The organism is Paenibacillus sp. FSL L8-0644, assembly GCF_038008165.1.
GTDB lineage: Bacteria > Bacillota > Bacilli > Paenibacillales > Paenibacillaceae > Paenibacillus > Paenibacillus polymyxa_D.
The window spans coordinates 5,442,598-5,457,986 of sequence record NZ_JBBOYN010000001.1; the positions used below are offsets into that span (position 1 = coordinate 5,442,598).

The window sequence follows — 15,389 nt, forward strand, 5'->3', positions numbered from 1 at the left end:
GTTTGGTTTTTACAATCTTTTCTCCGTCTCCGCTTCCCACTTGGCTATTTCCTTCCGAACTCGGGGTGCTACCTCTGTTCCTAGCAGCTCAATGGCTCTCATCACTTCGGCATGCGGCATCGTGCTTAACGGAACATACAGCATAAAGCGAGTAACACCTACATGTTTGCGAAGGTGAATGATCTTCTGGGCAACAGTCTCTGGATCGCCGACATACAGCGCACCTTCAAAGCTGCGCGCGGCATCGTAGCTAGAACGATCATAATGTGCCCAGCCCCGCTCCCTGCCCAATCTATTCATACCTGCCATCGTAGAAGGGAAATATGTATCTGCAGCTTGCTCATTATTCTCTCCGACAAATCCTATCGAGTGCGACCCAACCCTAAGCTTTGATTCATCATGACCGGCGTGCGCTGCTGCCTTCTTATAAAGCTGGACAAGTGGTGCAAAATTTACCGGATTCCCGCCAATGATCGCCAGTATCAAGGGCAGTCCTAACAGACCTGCCCGGATAGCAGAATCCTGCCTGCCCCCGCTGCCAACCCATATGGGTAAAGGATTCTGAACCGGCCGTGGATACACACCCAAATTGTTAATTGCTGGCCGATGTCCGCCTTTCCAGGTTACTTTTTCGGACTCCCGTATTTTAAGGAGCAATTCCAAATGTTGTTCAAACAGCTCATCATAGTCTTCCAAGTCATAGCCGAACAGTGGAAAAGATTCAATAAAGGAACCTCGACCCGCCATAATCTCCGCACGTCCATTCGAAATACCATCCAGCGTAGCAAAATCCTGAAAAACGCGAACGGGATCAGCTGAAGAAAGCACTGTCACTGCACTGGTCAGCCGAATCCGTTTCGTCTGCGCTGCAGCCGCTGACAGCACAACTGCTGGTGAAGATGCAGAATAATCCTTCCGATGATGCTCACCTACACCAAACACATCAAGCCCCACTTGATCAGCAAGGATAATTTCCTCGACAACTTCGCGCAATCGCTGTGCGTGACTTATCACTTCACCTGTCTGAACGTCGGGCTTTGTTTCTACAAACGAAGTAATACCTATCTCCATCGTCCATCTCTCCTATTCTAATAGCTTTCTTTGTATGTTAATTAAATATCGGTAAAATATCATACCGATCGGTAAAATATTTTTCCCAGTAAATATAACTCATTAAAAAGAGTACTGTCAATAAATATAGTAAAAATCTTTGATTTATCCTCATACTGATATCTCCTTGGTGCGATAAACCAATCTGCATTTGACAATATAACGGGCTAATTATAAGATAATAACATACTAACTGGTACGCAAATAAAGACCCCTAACAATTATGATCAGAGTCATGGAATTAAGAATAAAATTACGAACAATGAGAGGTATTGATTATGGGACGAATCCGCGAATTTGACGAAGATAAAGTATTAGATGCAGCTATGCAAATATTTTGGGAGAAGGGATATGAAGCTACCTCATTGAGTGATTTAACTTCCAGAATGGAAATTCAACGACCCAGTATATATTCCACTTTTGGAGGCAAAAAAGAATTGTTCGAAGCTGCGCTGCGCAAATACATGATGTCCCGTGCTTCTCTGATCCGAACCAAACTTCAAAGCAATCCATCTGTAAAAGAAGCATTTCGGACTTTCTTTGAAAGTGTGGTCGATGAGGAATATGCGGAAAATCCTAGAAAAGGATGCTTTTGCATTAATACAATGGTTGAACTTGCGCCCCATGATGAGAAGTTTGAAATTCTTACAAGGGAGCATCAAATGTACCTAGCGGTTATATTTCAAGAAACCATTGAAAGAGGTATACAATCAGGTGAGCTTGAGATCGGGCTCAATGCGAAGGCTGTATCACAGGCGCTAGTCGTATCGTTAATTGGACTGACCGTAATGATAAAGTCTCGTCCAGAACGATCATTTATTGATAACACGATAGAGGTGACACTTACACTTCTTAAGTAATTCGGAATGAATTCAGTTTTGAATATATATTCTTTATTATGTATAATAATTCAAAACTAATAAAAAAGGGAGTGCATCTAATGTCATTTTTAATAAGGAACGCTAAGCCTGATGATTTAAACAGTTTAACCGAGTTAATGTATGAATACATCGTTGGTTTTTATCAAAACCCTAGGCCACCTATCGAAAAAATCCATAATTTGATACACACCCTTTTTGAGCAGCAAAGCGGTATACAATTTGTGGCGGAACAAAATGGAGAATTAATCGGCTTTGCTACATTATTCTTTACCTTTAGCACGATGAAAGCAGACAAAGTCACTGTTATGAACGATCTATTTGTATTGGAACCATTTAGAGATACAGAAGTAGAAACACAGCTTTTTTTAGAATGTCAAAAATACTCACGAAATCAAGGCTATGCTCATATGGCCTGGATAACTTCTACCGAGAATAAACGCGCTCAAATTTTCTTTAAAAAGATGGATGCTGTCCAAGGGAGAGATTGGGTTCACTTTTCATCGTAACAATACTTTTGATACGATTTTCCGCGCTAACGGCAGTTCAAAGGGCACCCGATTGGGTGCCCTTTGTTCGTAACACATGTTTTCACGCATGCGGATATGGAAACATGCTGATACCCGTGCCTTCATGGCCTCCCTTTGCTGTCTGGATATAGAGTATACTAGATGAGTATAAGTTCGGTACACGATGACATGATATATGTAATGGTACTTAAATACAGCACAGAAGAGGTTGAAAATGAGTCAGAAGCATTTTACAGATTACGCATTAAGTGAAGAAATTGTAAGAGCGCTGAATAGCTTGGGCTATGAGACGCCAACAGAGATTCAGACGGAAGTCATTCCAGTGGCGCTTGAAAAGAAGGATCTTGTCGCCAAATCGCAAACAGGTAGCGGCAAAACAGCGGCCTACGGCATTCCAATCTGTGAGCTAGTAGATTGGAATGAGAATAAGCCCCAAGCTTTAATCCTGACGCCAACCCGTGAACTCGCGTTACAGGTCACCGAAGACATCACGAATATTGGACGCTTTAAGCGGATCAAAGCAACACCCCTTTATGGGAAACATCCTTTTCATATCCAAAAGGCTGAGTTAAAACAAAGGACGCATGTGGCTGTAGGTACGCCAGGACGTGTACTGGATCATATTGAACGAGGGACGTTACCGTTAGATCGGATTGCCTATCTCGTGATTGATGAAGCTGATGAGATGCTGAATATGGGCTTTATCGAGCAAGTTCAGTCGATTATTCAAGCGCTGCCTAGTGATCGGGTTACCATGTTATTCTCCGCTACCTTCCCTGAGGACGTAGCCACACTGTCACGTAAATATATGAAAGATCCTGTTAGAATTGAGATTAAAGCGACTGGTATAACGACCGCTACAATTGATCACTCTCTTATTCAGGTGAAGGAGTCAGACAAGCTGGCACTACTGCAAGATCTGCTCATTGTTGAGAATCCTGACAGCTGCATTATTTTCTGTCGTACGCAGGAGAATGTAGATACATTATTCAGGGCATTGGCTGATCTTGAATATCCATGTGATCGCATTCATGGTGGCATGGAGCAAGACGAGCGATTTGAGGTAATGAATGCATTCAGAAGGGGTCAATTTCGTTACTTGATTGCAACAGATGTTGCCGCACGAGGAATTGATATCACGAATATCACCCATGTCATTAACTACGATATTCCCCTTGAGAAGGAAAGCTATGTTCACCGCACAGGACGTACGGGACGTGCTGGCAAAACGGGGAAGGCCATTTCCCTCATCACTCCTAAGGATGGCCGAAGATTAGCTGATATCGAAGCATATATTGGATTCGCGATTCCGCAGGTAAAGGCTCCCTCAGAAGAGGCTGTTGACCTCCGTAGAGAAGATTTTGAGCAAAAACTGCATGTAAAAACCGCACTCAAAAAAGATAAGCGCGAGCAATTAAACCAACAGATTATGAAGCTGAACTTTAACGGCGGTAAGAAGAAAAAACTTAGAGCTGTCGACTTCGTGGGGACCATCGCTAAGCTTGACGGAGTCAACGCAGATGATATCGGGATCATTACGATTCTAGATAATGTGACAGATGTCGAGATTCTGAATGGCAAGGGTCCATTGGTGCTTGAGATTATGAAGAATACAACCGTAAAGGGTAAGCTGTTAAAGGTACGCAAAGGGAATAATAAGTAGATGTATGCTGCATAAAAGAAGGTGAGGCAACCCCGCCCGTACAGCCGATAGTTTTCGTTAGCTAACGGGCGGGATTGCCGAGTTTACCTCTTGATCGTTTAATTCATCTTTCCATTTTGAATTTGCAAGAAAATTGTGTGCTCTCTTGGATAAAACCAATAGTCATCTTCACCTTATCAATGACTTAACTTAACTTAATTTTATTTTATCTCTCATTCCTTCCACTTTACCTAATCCATAGGTTGTTTTGGAAAAGCACTCCTGAATCGTTTCAGAGATTACTTACTATTACGACGTCTAAACTTATTAAAAATGTAATGTCTAAATAGAACAATTGAAATTTCGGGTAGCAATACAGCAAATATGTATAACAATATAATGAATGGTAATGACGAAATGAAAATTTCAGCGCCCTGGTCTGTTTTCACACGTTCAACTAGCAGCCACCACATAGGTACTGATACAATCCACATCAAGGCATTAGAGATGATTACATAAAGAGTATTTTTCCATAACAGACAAAACAAAATTGCAATAATGGCCGGGATAGTCCATGAACCTATCCTATGACTATTACTTAATATAACAAATGCTATAACAGGATATAAAAGTGCAACCACCATCTGGACTCCCCTATTATCATAAACCCTCATTTCTTATCTCCTTTTTATATTTTTACAATCTCTTTTCAAATTTTTGATAGGTATACTTCATCATTCTATTTATTTCCACAATAAAAATCCAAGCCCTATGAAATCAACACCGTTGGTGATAATTGTTCTGCTTTATCGTACTCTCTTAGAGAGTAGATTTAATACTAAAAAAATTTAGAAAAGGTGTCCCTTTCGGTCATCTTCATTTGTTATACAGATATAATTTTCTTTTTGATCAGAGGAGGTGCCTAAATTTTTGAATGAGGAAATCGAATACAAAATCAAACGAGTTCAGGCTGGCGAAATCCAGGATTACGCCTACATTGTGAAGGAGTATCAGCGTCAGATATTTGTGTATTGCTGGCGGCTATTAGGAAGTGAGCATGAGGCAGAAGAAGCCGTACAGGATATTTTGGTCAAAGCTTTTGAAAAAATTAACATGTACAAACTGACAATGGGCTTCTCCTCCTGGCTGTATAAAATGGCCTATCATCACTGCCTGAACTTGATTCGCAGGAAGAATCTACAGCGCAAATTTAAGATTACCCTGTTCACCTCAACTAATATGACTTCAGACAGTGCTGCGCAGGTTTTGGAACGTCAGCTTTTCAGTGAACCGCTGAGCCGGGCATTAGACCAACTGAATGCAGAAGAACGAAACCTATTGGTGCTGCGCATTTTTGAAGAAAAAACGTTTGGAGAAATCGGGGAAATTATGAACAAGAGCGAGGAAGCTATCAAGAAAAAATACGGCAGAACAAAAACAAAGCTCAAAAAAATGATGGAACCCATAAAGGAGGACCCGAAATGCGTGAATTACAAGGCAGAAATCAGGAACAAAATCTGAAATACACCGATCCAAAAGACAAAGACTTAAAAAACATGGACAAGCTGACAGAACCAGAAAGTGTCCTAAAAATCCAAGCTTTTGACGTTTCTGACAAAGTGATGGAACAGGTCTACCAAAAGGTGACGCCCAAAAAGGGGTTCATTGTAAAAATGCGTCTTCAACCGCGCATTACCGCTCCCATTATGATCTTACTTTTTGTGTTAGGGGCTTCTGTGACCGGATACGCCGCTTCGCAATATCTTGAATTCCGCAACAGTAAGGGCGACGTTGTATTAAATACCGCCAAAACACCTGCCGAAACGGACGCCTCGAAAACGTATACCTCCACCTACGCACAGTGGAACGAAAAAGTGAAAGATCGCTTGCAGCCCGGAGAGTATGCTGCCTATTACGTCAAGGACGATTCTATGAATCAGAACAACCTATCTAATCCGGCCCTGTTTGCGTACAAGCCAGCTGAACTTTCAAGTTTCAACAGCTTACAAGATGAAATCAAGCGAACTGAGGCTCCATTATTCAGCAACCCCACTCATCTACCAGATGGCTATCAGTTTGAATTCGGATACGTCTATCCAAGCGCTGCATATCCTAGGATGATGGATAAAAAGGAATATCGAGCTTTAACCGATAAACTGATGCAACAGGCCAAAGCTGCACCGGAGGGTGAACATCTGTTTATTCAAAAGCTGAGCTGGGACAAGTCAGACACCTCCTTTGCCCGGTATGCGAGAGGAAACGACTATGTAAACATTACCGTCACCAAATACACTCCTGAAGTCACAAAGACAACCATCATGCAAAATGAACAGGATTCGGCTGAGCAACTGACAATTAAAGGAACCAAGGCCTATTACATCAGGGCAAGCAAAACAAGCAATCCCTTGGAGGCCGGAAAAAACCGACTGGGCTGGCTTGATGAAAAAAGACGGTTACACTTCAACATATCTGATAACCAGGACAGTCCACTGACCAAGGAAGACCTGGTAAAAATAGCCGAGGATTTGCTTAACGGTTCACCGCAATAGCTATAAAAGAAAAGCTTTGAAGAGAGACCATCCTTTTTTAGGGGTGGTCTCTTTTTGGAGAATAGTCCTTATACCTTTTCCTCACAAACTATTACGGCATGTTCCACAATCTTTTCACCTCAACTAATTCTTGATCATTGAATTCCATTCTGTATACGTCTGGCTTGGATGTGTGTAGTAAAAAATCCAAATCGTACTGCTTGTCATAATACCCCATCATTAAAGTCATTACAGCTCCATGAGTGCCTAATGCGACTTTCCGTCCTCGGTAGATTTTTAGCAATTCCTTTAAGACTGTTATACTTCGATTCTGACAAACTGCATTAGACTCTCCTCCCGTTAAAGCAAAGTTGGGATCAGAAAATGACTTATCTAACAAAGGGAATAATTCATCATCAGGCATTCGGTTGTCTTCATTCAAAAAAATTCTTTCTTTAAGATCCTCGAGTATTAAAACTTCTTGTCCTGAGCATTGAGCTAATTCTTGAATGGTTAGGATTGCCCGTTGATATGGACTTGAAACGAAAACCTCGATCCCCTCTCCTCTCAATAACTCAGTTATTTGAAAAGCATCTGACTTACCTTTATCAGTCAAACCTCTTGTTCTTTCATTTCCTTCCGTCTTTGGTGATTCGCCATGTCTCACCATGTAAATGAAAGTTTTCATATTAACCTCCACGGATCACCCGATAAACTTCTCAATCAACTGAGACACTAAGAGAATTACGCAAATGTTTAACATCACTCATCGGTGGCCGTCCAAACATGCGTCCATATTCTCGGCTGAACTGCGAAGGACTCTCATAGCCAACGCGAAAGCCTACAGTGGCGGCCTCCAATCCCTCCGAGAGCAGTAAGCGGCGTGCAGCCTGCAGTCGAATGGCCTTCTGATACTGCAGAGGACTTATAGCCGTTACCTTTTTAAAGTGCTTGTGTAAGGAAGAAGGGCTCATGTTTACTTCCTTCGCCAATTCCTCGATCACAAGAGGCTTAGAGTAATCGCGGGTAATCAGATGGATCGCTTTGGAGATGCTATGTGCATAGCTGCCAACTACGGCAAATTGCCTGATTAAAGCTCCCTGCTCACCTTGTAATACACGATAAAGGATCTCGTGCGTGATAAGCGGCGCAAGAAACTGAATATCCGCAGGCGTATCCGAAAGTCTGACAAGCCGAAGCAGCGCATCAAGCAGCAGAGGGTCAAATTGGCTCACCAGTATGCCGCGTCCAGTCTTAACGTTACATGGAGGAGGACTCTTCTTGATAATGTCCAGGATGGCGTCTGGACTAATGGATAATTGAAGACTGAGATAAGGAAGCTCCGACGAGGCTTGAGTTATTTTACCAGTTACGGGAAGTTGAACTGATGTGACCATGTAGGTTGTTGGATCGTACACATAGTTTTCTCCAGCCAGCATTGCTGTCTTTGAGCCTTGCGCAACCACGTACAGGGAGGGCATATGGACCGTATGATTCAGCTCGGACACATGGCTTGCACGTCTGAAATAAAGTCCTGGCACAGACGAAACAAACGTACCGTCCGAAGACGCGCGTTGATCAATCAGACGAATCAGTTCTTGTAGATTCGTAGAAATATCAGAGGGGGGAGGAGACGAAACCATTCATGCTTCACCTTCCTTTCCGTTGAACGCTAATATTGATGTGCTAATTATATGCACGCCGAATAGGATTAGGCAAGAATTGGACTTGATCGGTCTACCTGTCTCAACTGAATTCTACTTAAAATTTACTTGCAAGGCCAACAAAGGGCCTAAGGCAAATAGATCAAAGAAAGAAGGATGGGGCTATGAGTTTGGAAGGAAGAATAGAGAACAAAGTCGTCGTGATTACAGGTGCAAGCAGCGGAATTGGAGAAGCAACAGCACTGTTGCTTGCCGAGCGTGGAGCAAAAGTCGTGCTTGGGGCGCGCGGGGTGGACCGCCTTGAAGCACTGGCGACACGTATTACGAATAGGGGTGGCGAAGCTGTCTATGCACGCACTGACGTTAGACGGCGCGAGGATCTGTGCAACCTCGTTACTTTGGCTTGCGAACGATACGGGAAGCTGGATGTTCTCGTCAGCAACGCTGGCGTTATGCCTATATCCCCTCTCGATGATCTGCGCGTGGAAGATTGGGAGCACATGATTGACGTCAACATTAAAGGCGTTTTGTATGGCATTGCTGCAGCGTTGCCTGTCTTTCGCAAACAGGGTTTCGGACATTTCGTGAACACTGCTTCTACAGCAGGACACAAGACCGTTCCGAACCAGTCGGTCTACTCTGGTACGAAGTTCGCCGTACGCGCCATCTCAGAGGGGTTGCGCCAGGAGGCTGGTGATAAACTGCGCGTAACCATCATTTCGCCAGGTATTGTGCAGACAAATTTCACCGAAAGTTTAACAGACCCGGCTATAAGAGATCAACTCGCCGTCATCCGGGATAAACTAGCCATGACACCAGACGCGGTAGCCCGCGCAATTGGATTCGCAATTGAACAACCGGCTGACATTGATGTGAACGAAATCGTGATCCGTCCAACCGCACAAATATAACATAAATAGATAGGGGCACCTCCTCTTGTGAGTGCGCCCCTATCTATTCATACATAAAGCTTTACCATGGAAGCTGTTCATCCATGTGACATCGAAAATGCAGAAGGATTGCAAAACTTTGTTTTGTTAAACAAACATTTTTAGCGGTGGGGATTTTCTTCCCACCGCTTGGTGTTGTTGCTTATTGGACTCTAAAATATATCGTAAGATTACTGTGCTTTTTATTAAAAATATTTGGATGATCGAGTTACTAGCCATGTAAAAATTAACGATGAAGCGGTTCCCTTTCGCCCAGACCGAGCACCTCCGTTGTGGAGTCATAAATTTCTTGGTAAAGCTCTGGGTTTTCCGCTAGTGACACCCCATAAGAAGGAATCATTTCTTTTATTTTTGGTTCCCACTCTTCCATATGTTGTGGGAAGCATTTTTCCAATACTTCCAGCATAACGTGAACAGCAGTAGAAGCACCCGGAGAAGCGCCGAGCAGTGCAGCTATCGAACCATCAGCGGCACTAACCACTTCTGTACCAAATTGAAGTGTTCCTTTACCGCCCTCCGTATCTTTGATCACCTGCACACGTTGACCCGCTACCACGATCCCCCAGTCCTCGATTTTGGCGTTCGGAATAAACTCGCGTAATTCTTCCAGACGCTTTTCATTCGATAACATCACTTGCTGAATCAGGTATTTGGTCAATGCCATCTCTTTTGCGCCTGCCGCCAACATCGTGATGAGATTATTGGGTTTTACAGATCCGATCAAATCCAAATTTGAGCCCGTTTTCAAGAACTTCGGTGAGAAGCCGGCAAACGGTCCAAATAGCAGTGCTTTTTGGTTACCGATATATCTTGTATCCAGATGCGGAACAGACATGGGAGGAGCACCAACCTTAGCTTTACCGTATACTTTCGCATGATGCTGGGCGACAACCTTAGGATTGTTACATACCATAAATAGTCCACTTACCGGGAATCCCCCGATATATTTGGACTCAGGAATACCGGTTCTTTGTAGCAAAGGTAGACTTCCACCCCCACCACCGATAAAGACAAATTTGGCAGTATGGTATTCGATTTTACCGTTATCCAGATTATGGACTTTGACTTTCCACGAGCCGTCGCTCGCACGTTTAATATCCTTTACACTATGCTTGTAATTGATCTCAACGTTTTTACTTTTTAAATGCTCAAACAACATGCGTGTTAAAGCACCAAAGTTGACATCTGTTCCAGAGTCGATTTTGGTTGCCGCGATTGGTTCATTCAATGTACGGCCTTCCATAATTAGCGGAATCCATTCCTTCAGCTTTTCAGGGTCGTCGGAAAATTCCATGCCTTGAAATAGAGAAATAGTTGAAAGCGCTTTAAACCTTTTTTTCAAAAAAGATACATTTTTCTCTCCTGTTACCAAACTCATATGAGGTATTGGCTTGATAAAGTCCTGAGGATTACGAATCAAATGGCTGTTTACAAGAAAAGACCAAAACTGTCTTGAAAGCTGAAACTGCTCATTAATGTCTACAGCTTTACGAATATCTATAGACCCATCAGCTTTTTCGGATGTATAGTTCAGTTCGCACAGTGCAGCATGGCCTGTACCTGCATTATTCCATTCGTTAGAGCTTTCTTCTCCTGCGTTTGCGAGTTTCTCAAACACTTTAATTTCCCATTCTGGTGCTAACTCTTTTAGCAATGATCCCAGAGTCGCGCTCATGACTCCGGCACCAATTAAGATAACGTCTGTATTTTTCTGAATGCTATTCATAAAAACCTTCCTTATCTCTTATATTTGCAAAAAAGAGCAGGCCCTCCTGCTTAGGTGATACAAGAAGCAAGGCTCCACTCAGGAACATATCTTTTCTGTCTCTATTATAACTAAAATATAATCTTTTAAAAATTATATTGTCTATTATCTGATAATTATAAATCATTTCTGCTAAAAAGTGAGAATTTTCTTTGCAAAATAATAAGAATGGATCTCAACACGCTGTATTATTGGGGCTTCACTTACTAGCAGTAATAACAGACACTGACAATTCTTCGGTAAACACACCCGTGGAGTCCATATCTAGTAGAACAGATGTTAAATCATTTTCAAATCGTACTAAATTATCACCAAAAAGGCGTCTTGAAGCAAATGATGTAGAGTACAGATTTCCAATGATCGAATCAACAGTCCATGTATATGAATAACTCGGTAAAATATGTCTTTGGACATTTTTGAATCCAGATTTTCTTACAATATCCTCATACCTCTCCTTTGGGGGAGTGTAAGTGCTATTACCAGCTCTTCTTGCGTCTCCTAGCCAACGTCTCACTACTTCGTTGACCTTGAGTTGCCAAAGTAAGGGTTCCTGCTTCCCAGTATTATCAATAATAGCTACGCCACCATTAGTATCAGAACTGTTATACAGAATGTCAAGAATGGACTCTCTATCCATCCAATGAAATGCTTTCGCAATTATAACGAGGCGAAAGACACCCCAGTCACATACGCGCTCTTCCGCCCTTCCTTGTACCCATTTAACATTGTCCAACCTTTTATCACTGGACAAACGGTTTGCTTCATCTAGCATTTCTGATTCAGTATCTACACCTACTATTTCTTCAAACCAATCACTAAATCTTAGAGCTAGCTGACCCGTTCCACATCCTAAGTCAAGCAAGCGACCTTCCCCATTCAGAGAAAACTTGTTAACTAAAAACCGAATAAGCGACGAAGGATAAGGAGGTCGATACCTAGAGTAGTACCAAGCGGTACCTTTAAATAGATCTGGACCATAATCACTCATAGCTTATAACCTTCTCTCTACTGAACTTTTAAAACATGAGAGTCACAGGGCTGCCTGTAACGGCAAGTTTTTGGGCCAATCTTTACGGGACAGGCCCTTTCTAATTGCACTAACGTTTCCTCGAATGAGCTTCATGGTTTATAAATACTTCATCATGATATTCGAAACAGTCTGTTGTTGATTCACCCAATCATAATCGGAGTTATCCATAACAAACGATTGAAAAGGAAGTTGCTCAATAATTTGTAATTCTAGCTCTCGTCGATATTCAAGGAACTGAATATATCCCTCGTACCCATGAAGCCCCTTCTTCTTTCCATAATCTTGCTCTGTATGGTACCAAATCGTGAAATCTAACCATTCTTGAGATCTCATCGTTTTTACTCGCTCAATCGTCTCACGCACATCAGGTTGCTTCAAATAGAACAAAATTGGATTTAACTCCTGAATTTGCTCCGCAATCTGTAATACATGCCGAACAAATCGATCATTTCCAGCATCATGCCGGGCGAGTAATGCACACCCTGGGTTCTGTAAAAAACAGCATTCGAGTATGATTAGCTTTTCCTTTTCTCGCTGATCTTTAACAAAAGACTTCCAACGTTGGATCATCAATTCGCAGTACTTTTCCACGGGTACTCCATCGTAGATTTCATAACGCTGGATTTCCTCATACAAACTAGAAGGAATTTTATTTTGGGCTGATTGCTGCGCAAGCGCATATGCGATTAAAGAGTCGTTGCCATTCAAAGATACGAACGGATCAATGTAATGAAACACCTCGGAATAGATTGATCGGAGCCGATCAAGTTCTTCGTTCGGCATACATGCAACCGATTCATAATCAGCGGGATGCCGTAAATTTCCTTCTAAAAATAGTTCCGATTCTATTTGATGTGTATTTAACATGTCATGTATGTATCTAGATAATGTGGATTTGCCAGAGCCAGGTATGCCTTCGACGATAACCAATTTCGTTTTCGTAGCTGGTACATTCGCCATAGTATCACATCCTTATGAATTAAATGATTACCTTAAGGAGAATCCAATTATCTCGTTATATCGCCAGATAGCTTAGGAACCTTTCCTTTATCTCGACATCCTTAGAAAACCAATAAAAAGCATTGGATCCTAAGGACTGACCCAATGCTTTTATAGATGGCTATCTTCTAGTTATTTAATAATTACGTATTCCAGGTTAACCAGTTTTGCATAAGTCACAATTTGGTCTGTGGTTAGATTCAAGGAAACCACAGTATGGTGACCGCCACCGTTCTCAATCCATGCCTTAACTCCATCCTGGAAGTTAGGCTTCACGTTCCACAGTACACGGGCTACCGGAAGATTTGGAGCAGGAACTGTCGGTTCAAATGCCGTAACCTCATTGATCAGCAGTTTATAATGAGTGCCAAAGTCAGCCATAGAAACAACCACACCGTCTCCTGCCTTGCCGTCAAATACCAGACGGGCTGGATCTTCACGATCGCCGATACCTAACGGAGAAACGATGACTTTAGGCTTGTTGCTCGCCAATGTTGGGTCAACTTCAAGCATATGGGATTGAAGGATCGATTCCTGACCAGCCGCTAATTCATAGGTGTAGTCTTCCATAAAGCCAGTGGATTGGTTATGGCTCATGACTTTAAGCAGGCGATCGAGCGCTGCAGTCTTCCAGTCTCCTTCACCAGCAAATCCGTATCCTTGTGCCATCAAACGTTGAACGGCAAGACCAGGGAGCTGTTTCATACCATAGAGGTCTTCGAAGTTCGTAGTGAAGGCAGTATAGCCGCCATGATCCAGGAATCGTTTAATAGCAATTTCATAGCTTGCTTGCACTCTTACACTGGCTTCCCAAGCTTCCTTGCTATAAGTACCATAATCGAATTCATAAAGTTCAGAGTATTCCGCAAACAAAGCATCAATCTCTTCTTCTTTCACAGCATTGACGTACTGAACGAGGTCGCCAATTCCGAAGTAGTCAACAGTCCATCCAAATTGAATTTGGGCTTCGACCTTATCACCTTCCGTAACGCCAACATTACGCATATTGTCGCCAAAGCGGGCGACTTTGATATTGAAGCTTTCGTTATAAGCAACCGCTACATCCATCCACTCTGCGATTTGTTTTTGCACTTCTGCACGTTCCCAGTAACCTACAACCACTTTATTCTGTTTCTTCAAGCGGGCGTTGATAAACCCATATTCACGGTCACCATGAGCTGCCTGATTGAGGTTCATGAAGTCCATGTCAATTGTAGCCCAAGGAATGCTTTCATTGTACTGTGTGGCCAAATGAAGTAGCGGCTTTTGCAGCAATTTAGTACCGCGAATCCACATTTTTGCAGGTGAGAAAGTATGCATCCAAGTGATGACACCAGCAACCTCATCACGATAGTTGACTTCTTTCATAAGGCTGGTGATTTTGTCTGCACTAACCGCCAGATCTTGCAATACAAGCGGATAAGGCAGAACGCCGCTCTTATTTAGGGCATCGGTCATTTCTTGTGCGTGTGCTTTGACTTCTGCTAATGCTTCTTCTCCATACAGATGTTGTGAACCTACGACAAACCAGAACTGTTTTGTACCTACTGTTGACATAACATTCATCCTCTTTTCTTCGTTTTTAGTTTAGTTGGTCTTACTTTTGCCCGTAGTAGGCGTCTTTCCCATGTTTGCGCAAATAGTGTTTATCTAGAATCCGCTGCGGCAATTCTTCGGCAAAATGATTCAATTCCCGTGCGAATAAATTCATTTTCGAAACTTCTTCCAACACGACGCTATTCATAACTGCGGATTTCGCATCTTTCCCCCAAGTAAAGGGAGCGTGACCCTTAAGCAGGACACCTGGCACTGCTAAAATATCCAGCCCGCGCTGCTCAAAAGTTTCGATGATGACACGGCCGGTTTCCGCTTCGTAACCACGGTCGATCTCCTCTTGTGTCAGGAAACGAGCACAGGGAACAGAACCATAGAAGGTGTCTGCATGAGTAGTCCCCATTACAGGTACATCCAGGCCTGCTTGAGCCCAAATCGTCGCCCAAGTCGAATGCGTATGCACAATACCGCCGATCTCTGCGTAGTGCTTGTAAAGTACGGCATGAGTCGGTGTATCCGATGAAGGTCTCATCTCTCCTTCAACAACATTGCCGTCAAAATCAACAACCACCATATCACTAGGTTTCATCGTGTCATAACTAACACCACTCGGTTTGATAACGAATAAGCCACGTTCACGATCAACAGCGCTTACGTTACCCCAGGTGTATTTCACGAGTCCATGTTTAGGCAAATCGAGATTGGCTTGAAATACTTCTTCTTTCAGCTGCTCTAACAC

Annotated in this window: 14 protein-coding genes; 6 read left to right on the top strand and 8 right to left on the bottom strand. The window is 42.8% G+C overall.

The genetic code is table 11. The features are described from left to right. Positions 1-9 precede the first annotated feature (9 nt). The gene (locus NSS94_RS24675; protein ID WP_025722808.1) at positions 10-1,071 is read right to left on the bottom strand and encodes an LLM class flavin-dependent oxidoreductase; all 1,062 of its coding nucleotides are present in this window, start codon (positions 1,069-1,071) and stop codon (positions 10-12) included. A 317-nt stretch (positions 1,072-1,388) separates the two neighbouring features. On the opposite strand from NSS94_RS24675, the gene NSS94_RS24680 reads away from it, so the two are divergent. The 5 genes from NSS94_RS24680 to NSS94_RS24700 all read left to right on the top strand — a co-directional run bounded on the left by NSS94_RS24680 (position 1,389) and on the right by NSS94_RS24700 (position 6,709). After that, positions 1,389-1,970: a TetR/AcrR family transcriptional regulator gene (locus tag NSS94_RS24680; protein ID WP_341040349.1), complete on the top strand. Its 582-nt coding sequence runs from the start codon at positions 1,389-1,391 to the stop codon at positions 1,968-1,970. An 80-nt stretch (positions 1,971-2,050) separates the two neighbouring features. Continuing rightward, positions 2,051-2,497 carry a GNAT family N-acetyltransferase gene (locus NSS94_RS24685; protein ID WP_029518883.1) on the top strand — a complete coding sequence of 149 codons (447 nt, stop codon included), beginning with the start codon at positions 2,051-2,053 and terminating at the stop codon, positions 2,495-2,497. A gap of 235 nt (positions 2,498-2,732) precedes the next feature. Then, positions 2,733-4,181, top strand: coding sequence for a DEAD/DEAH box helicase (locus NSS94_RS24690; protein WP_029518884.1), 1,449 nt, complete (start codon positions 2,733-2,735; stop codon positions 4,179-4,181). Positions 4,182-5,090: 909 nt separating this feature from the next. Further along, complete coding sequence (locus NSS94_RS24695; RefSeq protein WP_340933745.1) at positions 5,091-5,681, top strand: RNA polymerase sigma factor; 591 nt, start codon at positions 5,091-5,093, stop codon at positions 5,679-5,681. Continuing rightward, complete coding sequence (locus NSS94_RS24700; RefSeq protein ID WP_318627779.1) at positions 5,642-6,709, top strand: DUF4367 domain-containing protein; 1,068 nt, start codon at positions 5,642-5,644, stop codon at positions 6,707-6,709. The genes NSS94_RS24695 and NSS94_RS24700 overlap by 40 nt, the downstream gene beginning before the upstream one ends. A gap of 91 nt (positions 6,710-6,800) precedes the next feature. Here NSS94_RS24700 and NSS94_RS24705 read toward each other — a convergent pair whose 3' ends face one another. Next, entirely contained in the window at positions 6,801-7,376 is a 576-nt protein-coding gene (locus NSS94_RS24705) for a histidine phosphatase family protein (protein WP_165145525.1), read from the bottom strand. 31 nt (positions 7,377-7,407) lie between these two features. Then, positions 7,408-8,331: an AraC family transcriptional regulator gene (locus tag NSS94_RS24710; RefSeq protein WP_029518889.1), complete on the bottom strand. Its 924-nt coding sequence runs from the start codon at positions 8,329-8,331 to the stop codon at positions 7,408-7,410. A gap of 185 nt (positions 8,332-8,516) precedes the next feature. Here NSS94_RS24710 and NSS94_RS24715 point away from each other — a divergent pair, with 185 nt between their 5' ends. Further along, on the top strand, positions 8,517-9,263 hold the full coding sequence (locus NSS94_RS24715; protein ID WP_049817054.1) for an SDR family oxidoreductase: 747 nt from the start codon (positions 8,517-8,519) through the stop codon (positions 9,261-9,263). Positions 9,264-9,528: 265 nt separating this feature from the next. Here NSS94_RS24715 and NSS94_RS24720 read toward each other — a convergent pair whose 3' ends face one another. The 5 genes from NSS94_RS24720 to NSS94_RS24740 all read right to left on the bottom strand — a co-directional run bounded on the left by NSS94_RS24720 (position 9,529) and on the right by NSS94_RS24740 (position 15,389). Beyond that, complete coding sequence (locus NSS94_RS24720; RefSeq protein WP_029518891.1) at positions 9,529-11,028, bottom strand: malate:quinone oxidoreductase; 1,500 nt, start codon at positions 11,026-11,028, stop codon at positions 9,529-9,531. A 238-nt stretch (positions 11,029-11,266) separates the two neighbouring features. Continuing rightward, positions 11,267-12,055 carry a class I SAM-dependent methyltransferase gene (locus tag NSS94_RS24725; protein WP_029518892.1) on the bottom strand — a complete coding sequence of 263 codons (789 nt, stop codon included), beginning with the start codon at positions 12,053-12,055 and terminating at the stop codon, positions 11,267-11,269. 138 nt (positions 12,056-12,193) lie between these two features. Next, positions 12,194-13,057, bottom strand: a complete 864-nt coding sequence (locus NSS94_RS24730; protein WP_340957474.1) for a hypothetical protein — start codon at positions 13,055-13,057, stop codon at positions 12,194-12,196. A gap of 171 nt (positions 13,058-13,228) precedes the next feature. After that, positions 13,229-14,653 carry an L-arabinose isomerase gene (araA, locus tag NSS94_RS24735; protein WP_029518894.1) on the bottom strand — a complete coding sequence of 475 codons (1,425 nt, stop codon included), beginning with the start codon at positions 14,651-14,653 and terminating at the stop codon, positions 13,229-13,231. Between the two features lie 40 nt (positions 14,654-14,693). Further along, positions 14,694-15,389, bottom strand: a complete 696-nt coding sequence (locus NSS94_RS24740) for an L-ribulose-5-phosphate 4-epimerase (protein ID WP_013373853.1) — start codon at positions 15,387-15,389, stop codon at positions 14,694-14,696.

Bases quoted from the DNA above. Each gene is read 5' to 3' on its own strand.
- NSS94_RS24675 (WP_025722808.1), bottom strand. From the start codon at position 1,071: ATGGAGATAGGTATTACTTCGTTTGTAGAAACAAAGCCCGACGTTCAG.
- NSS94_RS24680 (WP_341040349.1), top strand. From the start codon at position 1,389: ATGGGACGAATCCGCGAATTTGACGAAGATAAAGTATTAGATGCAGCT.
- NSS94_RS24685 (WP_029518883.1), top strand. From the start codon at position 2,051: ATGTCATTTTTAATAAGGAACGCTAAGCCTGATGATTTAAACAGTTTA.
- NSS94_RS24690 (WP_029518884.1), top strand. From the start codon at position 2,733: ATGAGTCAGAAGCATTTTACAGATTACGCATTAAGTGAAGAAATTGTA.
- NSS94_RS24700 (WP_318627779.1), top strand. From the start codon at position 5,642: ATGCGTGAATTACAAGGCAGAAATCAGGAACAAAATCTGAAATACACC.
- NSS94_RS24705 (WP_165145525.1), bottom strand. From the start codon at position 7,376: ATGAAAACTTTCATTTACATGGTGAGACATGGCGAATCACCAAAGACG.
- NSS94_RS24710 (WP_029518889.1), bottom strand. From the start codon at position 8,331: ATGGTTTCGTCTCCTCCCCCCTCTGATATTTCTACGAATCTACAAGAA.
- NSS94_RS24715 (WP_049817054.1), top strand. From the start codon at position 8,517: ATGAGTTTGGAAGGAAGAATAGAGAACAAAGTCGTCGTGATTACAGGT.
- NSS94_RS24720 (WP_029518891.1), bottom strand. From the start codon at position 11,028: ATGAATAGCATTCAGAAAAATACAGACGTTATCTTAATTGGTGCCGGA.
- NSS94_RS24725 (WP_029518892.1), bottom strand. From the start codon at position 12,055: ATGAGTGATTATGGTCCAGATCTATTTAAAGGTACCGCTTGGTACTAC.
- NSS94_RS24730 (WP_340957474.1), bottom strand. From the start codon at position 13,057: ATGGCGAATGTACCAGCTACGAAAACGAAATTGGTTATCGTCGAAGGC.
- araA (WP_029518894.1), bottom strand. From the start codon at position 14,653: ATGTCAACAGTAGGTACAAAACAGTTCTGGTTTGTCGTAGGTTCACAA.